Below are 12,210 nucleotides of genomic sequence, written 5' to 3' on the forward strand. Positions count from 1 at the left end.
TTGGAGATTAATAGTTTAAATAATTAATTTTTGCAGTGTAAATTTTTTCTTCCGTAATTAACCGAACAATATATAATCCATCATCCAGGTTCTCCGCCTTAAATTGAACCTGGGCATCCTTCAATGAAGAAGTTAAATCCGCAACGAGTTTTCCTTGAATGTCAAATACCTGGAGTGTTGCGTTTTTGTAATTGATCGATGATGGCATATGAATAGTTGTAACTGAATTAAATGGATTAGGTGAAACGGCTAATGACCGGAGATCAATTGAATTTTCTTCGGTTGTTATAATAATATTTCCCAACCGGGTTGCATGTATTTCACTTCTTCCACCGGAATGCCAGATAATTTTTCGCTTGGGGTCATACATAAGACCGGTGCTGATCCATTTGTTTTTTGCGCAATCGTATGCCAGGTTACCTCCAGGTTTTTGAATTTGATAAAGAATAATATCAAGATCAGGTATATAAACCGACTCGCGGTAGAGGTCGCTACCCGTTGCCAGTGTGGAATCCGAAGGGTAAAGTCTGGTTACCTTGCCACTGGAGAAAACATATTCATAGATTTGTGCTATCTCAGAAGTTTTTCCCTTTACAGCTATAATGCGATCACGTTTAGAATCATAAACAACGCCGCTTTGATCAGCATAAAAAAGAGGCAGTATTCCCGTTTGTGGCAGTTGTTTCCATTTCAGACTATCGCCTGAAAAAAGATAGCTACTATTGTTGAACTGCCCATAAACACCTTTTGGGGTTGAACAAAGCCCTGCATTATATCCGCCTCCATAACCACCGGAAGGGCCATGAATGTGTATGTTTTTGATCCAATCCGTTCTATCAGGATCATAGAGGTAAGTATGAGTTCCTTGAACATAAACTATTTTGCGGATTTTCACATCATAAGCATACGCCTTAACAGTATGCGTGGGCATAAAAGGCCTCCCTCCAAATGAGAAAGGCCCGGGACTGGGATTCTCAAATGCATTGTATTCTATATAAAATTCAGGCCGATACCCGATAGTATAGCGGTTGTTTGGTATTGAATACTGGGTAACATCGTTTCCGCAATATCCTGAATGTCCACCGGAAAATTTAATTATAATATCCCGATCAGTATCCAGTATGGTTGTGCCCCAGGCACGGTCTCCGTCAGGAATTTTAGGGGGACTAAGTTTCGTCCATGTATTCAAAGGCAAACTGACAAGAAAATTTTCGTTAGCGGTTTTATCCGGCGCAGGAACTCCATTTGTATACCAGGATGGTTCAGTAGAGCCTCCACGAGTAAGAACAAGATCTGAGGATACACCATATATAGTGGTACCCGATGCATCAATGATTGTAGGGTTACACGCCATTCTATAAGTATGATATGCGTAAATACTATTACTTATTTTTACAGAATCAGCAAGAGCGATAAGTGTATCTCCCGAATTTACTGCACACAATCCGCTCATAGTGGGATTAGCTAGGGGGTAGGTAGGTATAATTTCAGTCGTACCCAATCGCTTTACAAGAGCCCATATATTTGTGTTTGCATTGTAAGTCCATATTTCAGGTATTGTACCTGTTGTGAAATTATATCCACCTACCATCACTACCTTATGACTTTTAGGCATATATAAGAGAGCATGACCTGCACGGGGTGTCGGACGTATAGGCGGGTTCTTTTTTGTCCAGGTACGTGTAACACAATTATAAACCCAGGTTTCATTTGTTAATTGATCACAATGATCACCGCCAAACATTATAATAACCTTATTGTCGGGATCATAAACCATAGGGGAATTAATACGAGGAGGAGGTTCAACTGCAAGATTGAGCTTTTTCCATGACTTTGTTGCTGGATTAAATGTCCAGGTTCCCGGAGATCCATTTAATTTGTCAGGTCCTACTCCTCCAAAGAGAACGATCTCCTTATTATACCTGTCGTAACATAATGATGCGTTTTTTAGAAAGCGTGCTGCGTTCCCGGTATTGGGATGCGTATTTACAGAGATCGTATCCCAGATACGTTTAGCAGGGTCATAAGTGAAGGTGGAATTATTAATATAAAAATATATCTTGCCATCAGTGGTATTATAACAGAACTGCGAATAGCTTCGTGTGGTAAGCGATGCGCCAAGATTGGGCCGAAGGTAGCCCTCAATATTTTTTAATGCCCAGTAGTTAGTGCCAAACACACTTTTTCCTATTTGACCATTGCCTTTTGTATAGCCAATGCTGTCGGCCCACACTCCGTATAGTGAATCATGGGGAAGAGCATTGATCCATCTGCCGAAACCAGGCTTGAAAGATTGTACACTATAAACAGAATTAACTCCTGATTCAGTTTGAGTGCCCAATGTGAGTACATATTCTTTTGTACCGGAAGAATAGGTGAAAGCAGGATATCCCCAGTTGCCAATCTGGTTATTGGTTATTTTTACCCATGTGTTCAGTTGAGCAAAAGCAGTATGATTATTCATTAAAACAAATAATGTAATAATGAAAATCGTTGCGAATGGATAGTTTGGGTTTAGGTTTTTTTTCATGGGGCGCTTTCTAATTATTATTCTTGTTCGGATTCTTTGTAATGCCTTGTGTTTACTCATTTATCAAATATATGTTCAAAATACAGGCATTGCAATCCAGGTATTGTTCATTTTTAGAATATCAAGCTTTAATTTTTGGCATATATTATAAAAAATAAGATAAGGTCTTAGCGAATAATGCCTATTTTATAATAATTTAAGCTGATTTTTAATTTGTTGGAATTAATCTATATGTCTATTTTTAGATAATCAGTGTTTTAAATTAACCTTATTTAAGATGCCCAAGAACCCTTCCTCTAATCTTTTTGACCTGATAAAATCTTTAACCAAACAGGAAAAAATTTCGTTTACCCTTTATACTAAGAGGAATGAAAAAAAGCTTGTTTATATAAAGCTTTTTGAGACTATAAATAATCGGGGAGAATATAATGAGGAGTATATACGGAAGTTAATGGGCTTAACTTCTTCTCACCTTTCCGAACTCAAAAATTATTTATATAATCTTATACTCGAAAGCCTGGAAATCCATCACAAAGAAAGTAACGCAGAAATAATACTTCATCGTACAGTTATTCATATACATATTTTATATAAAAAAGGACTCTATTCCCAGTGTTTAAAGCTTGTTAAAAAGGCCTATAAGATTGCTGAAGTTGAGGAAAATTTTTCGGTCATGACAGAGCTATATTATTGGGAATCTCTTTTAGCTCAGAAAAACAGGAATATTTTAGAATTAAAAAATGCGCTTAAAAATAAAGACCGGATCCGGGAATGTTTTACAAAAAACTACAATCTTTTTGAATATACAGAATTAAAACTTCAAGCAGCTTTGCTGATTGTTCAACGGCAAATTTTTCTGAATAGGGCTGAAACTACAAAAGTTAATACTATTTTATCTCATAAACTCTTGAGCGATGGCTCAGGTATTATGTCCGATAAAGCCAGAGTACAATACTATCAAATAAAAAATGTATTGTTTGCTTCGCTTTGTGATTTTGTTTCTTCAAATCAAATCCTTGATCAGTTTATTCAATTTATGGAAGACAAACAAGGTATTACATCATCCAATTTGAGCACCTATTGCAATACACTTCACAATAAAATTGTTTTTACGTTATCAATAAATAAATTCGAGGAAGCACAAAAAAATTTAAAAAAGCTTGATCATGCCATTATGTTAAAAAAACAGTTGGATAAAACAGATTTACATGTGACCTTGCTCTCGTATTATACATTATCTTCCGGTTTATATATTAAGACAGGTGAATTTCAGAAGGGGTTGGAATACATTTCCTTGCTGAAAAAGGATTTTATATTTAATAATTTGCCAAAATCCAAACAACTGATCCTTCATCATAATTGCGCTTATCTTTTTATTGGCACTAATGCATTTCGTAATGCCCTTTCTGAATTAAATGCTATTGTTAACACAGCTACTGATGAAAGGAGTGATATTTTTTCATTTGCAAAAATCTTATTGCTTATAGTGCATTATGAGCTGAATAATATGGAGTTGTTAGAATCTCTTATTCGTTCAACGCTGAGGTATTTCCTGAAAAAAGGCAACCTTTTCAAGTTTGAAAAAGCCATTATAAATTTTATCGGAAAAAAGTTACCAAGGGTGAATGGCAAAAAAGAATTAATAGCGGCGTTTAAGGATTTGAAAGAAGAACTGATGTCCCTTTCACATGATTCCGTAGAAAAATCAGCGTTTGAATATTTTGATTTTATTTCATGGCTTGAAAGTAAAATTGAGAACCGTCCATTTGTTAAAATTGTTATTGAAAAGGCGAAGATAGTTAATGGTTGAGGGTTGTTGTTTTGATCATTGGTCATTAGCGAATAGGAAATTTATACCATTACCAATGACTAATGACCAATTCTCTCACGGCGCGCTCAAATTCAGATTCACACTGCACCCATTTTTATCCTTAATATTTACGATGTATGTTCCCGGGCACAGCCGATTCTTATATCTGTTCAGATATCCATCGGGCCAGGAATAGGAGTAGGGGCTCGTGCCGCCTCCGGCTGTTACCATTAACCACTCTTTACATCCACATCCCGCACAGCTGGATGTACCTTTAGTGAATTGTCCGCTTAATGGAGTGGGCGAAGATAGTGTTGTAGCGGCGGTGTTAGTACAGCCCTTGCTATCGCTTATTGTTAACGTATAGTTGCCGGCTGTTAGGCCTGTTGCTGTTGGACTGTTTTGTCCATTGCTCCAAATGTAGTTAAAAGGAGAGCTGCCGCCGCTTATGGTTGCCAGTGCCGATCCGGTTCCTCCGGCACACGTTATGTTTGTCGGAGTTATACTTGCTGTAGGAGCCGGATTAATGTTTATGACAACTGTTGTGCTGGCCGTTGTTCCTCCTGCATCTCTGATGGTAAGTGTATAAGTGGTATTTGATAAAGGACACGGACTTATATTTTGTGTTGTAGCACCATTGCTCCATGAATAGGTATATGGAGTTGTTCCTCCCGAAATACCGGATATTATATTGGCACAGGAGCCCGAACAAACGGGATTGCCGGAGGCTGTAACCGTAATGCCGGTACAGTTGATCACTTTTACTGTAGATGTTGCTGTATTACTACACGTTGCTCTTGCAACAGTATGAGTGATTGTATATGTTCCTTCGTATAAAAAGGAAGCTGAAAAATTTGCGGTGGTGCCGCTTACATTGGCCGGTGCGCCAATATTCCAGTTGTAGGTGGCGCCGGCGGTAGTTATGCCCGTAAAATTTACAGGCGTTCCCGTGCAAACGGTTCCTGTTGGAGATTGTGTAAACGAGGCACCCGGAGAAATGATAATAGCCGCAGTTGTTGTGTTTGTAACACCCGCAGCATCTTTAACTGTAACCGTGTATGTGGCATCACTTGTCGCGCATGGAAAAATGGCAGCGGTTGTTGCACCTGTGCTCCAACTATATGTATACGGAGTCGTTCCTCCTGTTGCATTTGCGGTTATTTTCTTACTGCAATCTCCGCTGTTAGCGCAACCTCCTCCAAATGTTGCAGGGGATGGAACTCCGGAAGTACAATTAACCACAACTAAAGTATCATCCTCAAACAGATTACAACTTCCCTGTGTTCCCTGGTGCCAGATTACATATGTTCCCGGGATATTGAATGTAAATGAGAAATTAGTTGTAGTGCCGGAACCGCTTGCAGGTCCGCTTACCTGCCAGCTACCGCCTGTCATTGTACCCGTATTTGTAAATGTTACGTTTGTTCCGACACAAACTACTTTGCCCGGAGAAATGGTAAATGTAGCTGTTGGAAAAGCTCCCTGTGCAACTGTAACGGTTGCAGTTTGTGAGCAGCCGCTTCCTCCATCTGTAACATTCACTGTAAATACGCCGCTGTTTAATTGCGTTTGATTGGGATTTAAACGGCTGAACGAATTTACAGGTGGCAGCCAGGAGTAAGCATAAGTACCTGTTCCTCCCGTTATTGTTGGTGTTGCAGTACCTGTACCCAATGCTCCGCCGGGAGGACAGGTATTCGGAGTTGTGGCGATAGAGATCGTAAAAGGCGGATATGTAGTGATGGTTATCGTTTTTGTTCCCGTACATCCGTTCGCATCGGTTGCTGTTACAGTATAAGTGCCGGGGGCCATGTTATAAACAGAAGATGAAACTTGTCCGCTGCTCCAATTGTAGCTGTAGGGGGATGTTCCATTGTTTACGGTTACGGAAGCGGTGCCGTTATTTACTCCGCTGCAAGCTGGATATATTGCAGATGTAATAATATTTAAGATGGGAGAAATGGTCACATAAGTTGTATCCGTATGAGTTGTACCTGAGGCATCGGTTACTTTTACAAAGTAGGTAGTATTGGTGGATGGGCAAGGGTTGATGGTTTGCGTGGTAGCTCCTGTGTTCCAGCTATAGGTATATGGTGCGCTTCCGCTTGTACTGGCAGTTATCACGGGGCAGTTTCCGGTACAGATGTTCATTTTTTTTGGAATTCCGTTTATGTTGCAACTAAGTACCTTTATGGTATCTCTAAGGGTGTCTTTAACACATGTTGAAATTTTTTCAAGGATAAGTGTTACAACGTATGTACCGGGTGTATTATAAAGATGCGAAGCGTTATAAGTAGTGGCTGTACCACCATCGCCAAAATTCCAGGTATAATTATCATAACCTGTACTTGAATTATTGAAGCTGGCAGAAAGCGGCGCGCAATTTTTTTTAGGTGATGCAGTGAAAGCGGCTACAGGAATTGTATTGGGAGTTACAGGTGTAAATTTTATAAAATACATTTCGCGGTTAACACTTGCTGTATGAGGTTGTATGTAGGCTCCGCCTCCCGGGTTGACAAGTTGAAATCCTCCTGTTAACTCGGACCCAATCATCGCTGCAATATTGCCGGTTCCATCCACACTTATTGAATTAGGTTGTTCGGAATTAATATTGGTTGTACTCGGATCGATGTATGTAGACCATAAGCCTGTGCCATTATTGTTAAATACTGCAATATGGCCTCGTTCCAACTGACATGCGCATGTAGCGGGAGGGCAGCTATAAGGAGAAGCAGGATTAATTACCGGAATATTTTGCGAATAGGTGCCGAAGGTGATATATATTCTACCTTCTTTATCAATAGCCAGGGAATTGTCCGCATCCCAGGTGTTATTATAATCAGATTCTGAACCGCCATAGTAAGTTGCCCACATAAGCACTCCTGCGTTATTAAATTTCAGGATGAACAGATCCGGATAAATATATGCTGCCGGGCCATTGTTATGGATGTTATCGTAATAAGCTCCTCCGCCAGGGTTATATGTAGGTATATTAGATGATTCAGTATACCCCAGTACAAATAAATTTCCGCATTGGTCTGTTACAACAGAATATCCTTCGTCTGTTCCGCCCATACCGCCTGCACCGTTACCTCCATAATAAGTTGACCAGGTCAGGTTTAATGTCGAACTAAACTTAATAATGAATGCGTCTGCCACTTTCCAGCTATTGCCACCATTAAACGTATTGTCAAAGAAGGCTGGTCCTCCCGGGTTCACAAGAGGCATGTTGCCGTCAGTAGATCCGGTTACGAAAACATTTCCGAATTTATCTGTTGTTATAGCGTTTCCAATGTCATTTTGGTTGCCGCCAAAGTATGTACTCCATAAAGGATTTCCATTCCTGGTTAATTTGACAACAAAGGCATCTGCATTTCCACCACCGCCAAAAGCCTGCATATAAGCTCCACCCGGGTTGATCATTGGAAAATTAACAGAATTGGTAAAGCCTGTTGAATAAATGTTTCCCTGAACATCCGATGTAATGGAGATTGCAATATCCATAGTACTTCCGCCCAGATAAGTTGCCCAGTTTCTTATTCCTGTATCTGTAAAACTAATGAGGATGGCATCGTTATTGCCATTGGCAGTTGCATCATACGCATTTGATGTAGGGAAATTGGTCGAGGTTGAACTGCCGGCAATAAGAATGTTGCCAAGGTTATCCGCTTTTACCGACCATGATTGGTCGTCAGCGGTACCACCATAAAAAGTAGCCCATTGTTTAACTCCCCCGGTGGAGAATTTAAGAATAAAAAGATCAACAGTTCCGGCGACACCGCCCTGGAAGTAAGCGCCGCCAAACGGATTAAGAACAGGAAATCCGGATGTAGTATACGATCCCCCGGATACAAAAATGTTCCCAATCCTGTCTGTTGTCATCTGGCATCCGCCATCTCCGCCTGAAGTTCCCCTGCTTACATGGTAAGTCGACCACAACACACTTGGGTCAATAACAAGCGTGCCTTTGCCATCCCATTTTACATCGAAACCAATACATCCATTCTCGCCGATCAGGTAACGGGCATCTGTCTTTTGCCGATGACCATCCCGCTCAACATAGCAATACAGGTCGTTTTCTTCAATGGTGCCGTATGGTGTATGAATGATTAACCTCCCATTTTTAATTTCTGTTTTTTTCGCCCCTTCAATTTTAAACCGCACTTGTTTTATGTCCGCGCCTTCGTTGAGGATAAATTCATGCTTAAGGCCATTGTCGGAATTTTTTACCCTCCAGTCAATGTTTTTCCAAACTTCCCTGTACTGCACCTGTTTATAGTGAGGTACATGCGTGATGCCTTCCGGATGTTCCGCTGTATAATAATTTGTGTAAAACAAATCTTTATCCGATTCAGTTATGAGAATATCCTTATTCATATTCTCTAATACAAGGTTTACTCTGTATGTATGTTCTCCTTTTACCTTTAAAAATTTGTCATCATCGTCTTTTTCCTCCTTTTTTCCGGGGATCAACGAATGAGGGTCATTATTAAGAGTGTCATATTCAAATTCACGATACACGTAACTGAGGCCCGATCTGGTGAGGTATGTTTCTAATCCGTTGTTTTTACTCCTGTACAATACATTATCTGCCGGTTTTCCATCTGACGACAGAAACTGTCCCCTGTTTTTTTCGAAAAGTGATTCCGGTAATTGGCTGTCGGTATATTTATTGTTGCCGCCGGAAATATACTGGGCGGATGCGATAAACAGGGAAGTAATAAATGTATATTTTATTTTCATATTAAGGCTTGTGTTCGTTATTCCCGGTTCATTTTCTTTCGTCAGAATGCAAGTTAAATCAGTTAAAAGGGATGAACAAAACTTTTTTTTTATTATCTTGTTGTTCTAAAATACATAAATTTATTTAAATTAATGTATTTCAATTAGTTATAAACTTATTTTGCATATTTCAGATTGACTTAATTTGTTTGCTGTTACCCCAATAAATATTGAATAATGAGTAAGAATAGTGAACTTTTCAACCTCGTCAAATCTCTTTCTTCATCCGAAAAAAGATATTTTAAATTGCAGGCTTCGGTGTTCAGGGAGAATGATAGTTTACTCTCCCTTTTCGACCTGCTTGACAGGCAGCAAAAATACGATGCAAAGGAAGTCTTAAAAGAATTTAAGAGCAAGAAAAAAGATAAACAGCTATCCGATACAAAAAACAGGTTGAATAATCTTATTCTGAAAAGTATGCGGGCATATAATGTCGCCAGGTCAGTGGATAATCAACTTAATGTAATGTTTCAAAACATAAATTTTTTGCTTCAAAAAAAACTGTTGAGACAAGCGGAAATGGAATTATTAAAAGTGGAGCGATTGGCAACACTGCATGAGAAGTTTAACTACCTGTTAGAGGCAATAGGTTTAAGGTGGAACTATTTCAATACGGATGTTAAGACAATGTATGCTACGCACGAGGAAGTGATCAGGAAAATAAATAATGCGGCTCAATATCATCTGATGCTGGGCACTTTAGCTGAAGCAATTGCAAAAACGGGAACGGTGGTGCGCGATCAGAATAAGATCAAAAAAATAAAGCAGTCTGTTAATAATCCTTTGTTTAAAGATGAGCGTAAAGCCTTTACAAATTACTCAAAGATATATTACTTCCTCACACAATTTTTTTATTACAGGACGATCGGTGATATGAGATCAGCATACAAAATGTCGGCACGTTTTGTCAAATACCTTGAAGATCAGCCGGCGTTTATAAATCAAAATCCAAACGCGTATCGTTCAGCCCTGAATAATTATCTGGTAAGTCAATTGGATAATAGAAAATTCAACGATTTTTATGAGTGTATTGACAAGCTTAGGTTGATCGCTGATAATTACCCCAATGCAAATAATCATGAATTTGTTAACGCCGTGCAGTTGAGAGTTTTTGAATTAATGATGGAATACTACCTTGTTACTATGCAATTAAATGAAGGAATGAGGCTTATCCCTGAAATTGAAAGTTGGTTGGATCAGTTAAAAGCAGTCAGGGAGCCCGGCATCGAGATCACTATATGTATGTCGATCGTGCAACTGTTGTTCATGGCTTCAAAATATACAGACGCGCTTAAGTGGCTAAACAGGATATTGAACCAAAGTCATGAAAATTATGCGATCGTTAAAGATGTTCATGCGTTGGCGCGGATCATGGATCTGCTGATCCATTATGAAATAGAGAATGTTGATCTGTTGGAGTACAGGTTGCGATCTGCTGAACGATTCCTGGTAAAAGAAGAAAGACATTTTAAATTTGAAAGTGAAATTATTTTATTCTTCAAAAAAAATCTTCATCAATTTTCAGAGAAAGATCGCATGAAAAAGGAGTTAAATATATTGAAAGATAAGTTGAATAAGATTGTGAAAGATCCGCTTGAGCAACAGTTTCTGAATTACTTTGACTTTAATTCCTGGATAGAGTCTAAGATCCTGGACAGACCATTTGCAGAGGTTTTGCAGGAGAAGACTATGTAGTCGGTAATCAGTAATCGGTGAACGGTAATCAGTAATCGTTTACCAACAACTGACAACCAACAACTAAATCACGGCGTACTCAAATTCACATTCACACTACATCCGTTTTTGTCTTTAATATTTATAAGATAAGATCCCGGGCAAAGCTGGTTTTTATACCTGTTCACATATCCGTCGGGCCAGGAGTAGGAGTAAGGGCTTGTACCACCGTTTGCAGTAACCATTAACCATTCTTTACAGCCACAGCCTGCGCAATTGGCTGTGCCTTTTGTAAATTGTCCGGACAAGGAGGGTGGAGCAGCTATTGTAACAGATGAACTTCCTGTACAACCTTTGTTATCTGTTACAGTAACCAAATAGGTGCCTGCACTTAAACCCGAAACCTGGAACCCGGAACCCGGAACCACATTACTCCAGTTATAGGTGAACGGAGTTGTACCGCTGTTTCCTGTTGCGGTGGCTGAACCATTTGTACCGCCATTACAGGTTATGTTTGTTGAAGTAACAGTAACCGAAACCGCAGGATTAACATTAACCGTAGCTGTGGTGGTAGCTGTAGTTCCACCTGCATCTCTTATTGTAACAGTATAAGTAGTAGTTGTAACGGGACAAGGATTAATGTTTTGTGTTGTGCTGCCGTTACTCCATGAATAAGTATAGGGACTGGTACCGCCTGCGCCGGTTGATGTTACCGTTGCGCATGAACCCGGGCAGACAGAACTGCCCGTAGCAGTGACCGCTGGACCGGTAGCACAATTTATTACTTGTATCAGGTATAGTACGATGTTAGAACACCCTGCAGTTACTACGCTATGAAAAACACTATATGTTCCTGCAGTTAAAAATGTGTAGGAAAAATCCGGAGATGTACCGCTGACACTTGCAGGTGCAGAAATGTTCCAACTATAGGTACCCGTAGTGCCTGTATTTACAAAGGTTATTTTTTGTCCGACACAAATAGGTGAAGGGTAAGTAAAAGTCGCGGATGCTGGGCTTGTCCCGGTAATATTTACTGTTGAGGTACCTGTGCAGCCACCGGCATCGGTTACTGTTACTGTATAAATTCCGGAAACAGGACAAGAAATATTTGAGCTCGGTTGACCTGTACTCCATAGGTATGTATAAGGCGCAGCACCACTAACATTTGAAACATACGCATTTCCGCTTTGTGTGCACGTGATATGAGTGCCAATGATATTGAATGTCGGGCTCGCACTGCTGGCTATATTTACGGTGGCTGTGCCTATACAGCCTGCATTATCTGTAACTGTTACAGTATAGATACCCGCATTTAGGCCGGAAATATTTTGAGTATTAAGGCCCCCCGGATTCCAACTATAAGTAAAAGGTGTGGTACCTGTCATGGTTACGACATTTACCTTAGCCGAGCCCT

General features: G+C 39.8%; 5 protein-coding genes. 2 read left to right on the forward strand and 3 right to left on the reverse strand.

The window, feature by feature from the left end; genetic code table 11:
- Window positions 1-7: 7 nt before the first annotated feature.
- A complete protein-coding gene (locus HYU69_02680; protein MBI2269243.1) occupies window positions 8-2,530 on the reverse strand; it encodes a T9SS type A sorting domain-containing protein in 2,523 nt (840 codons plus the stop codon).
- 277 nt (window positions 2,531-2,807) lie between these two features.
- On the opposite strand from HYU69_02680, the gene HYU69_02685 reads away from it, so the two are divergent.
- Entirely contained in the window at window positions 2,808-4,340 is a 1,533-nt protein-coding gene (locus HYU69_02685) for a hypothetical protein (GenBank protein MBI2269244.1), read from the forward strand.
- A gap of 75 nt (window positions 4,341-4,415) precedes the next feature.
- Here HYU69_02685 and HYU69_02690 read toward each other — a convergent pair whose 3' ends face one another.
- On the reverse strand, window positions 4,416-9,083 hold the full coding sequence (locus HYU69_02690) for an SBBP repeat-containing protein (protein MBI2269245.1): 4,668 nt from the start codon (window positions 9,081-9,083) through the stop codon (window positions 4,416-4,418).
- 216 nt (window positions 9,084-9,299) lie between these two features.
- Here HYU69_02690 and HYU69_02695 point away from each other — a divergent pair, with 216 nt between their 5' ends.
- On the forward strand, window positions 9,300-10,817 hold the full coding sequence (locus HYU69_02695) for a hypothetical protein (GenBank protein ID MBI2269246.1): 1,518 nt from the start codon (window positions 9,300-9,302) through the stop codon (window positions 10,815-10,817).
- A gap of 68 nt (window positions 10,818-10,885) precedes the next feature.
- Here the strand turns inward: HYU69_02695 and HYU69_02700 are convergent.
- Window positions 10,886-12,210: hypothetical protein (locus HYU69_02700; protein MBI2269247.1), on the reverse strand; the 1,325-nt coding region annotated here is incomplete at its 5' end.

It is taken from the genome of Bacteroidota bacterium (genome assembly GCA_016183775.1).
Taxonomy (GTDB): Bacteria; Bacteroidota; Bacteroidia; order JABDFU01; family JABDFU01; genus JABDFU01.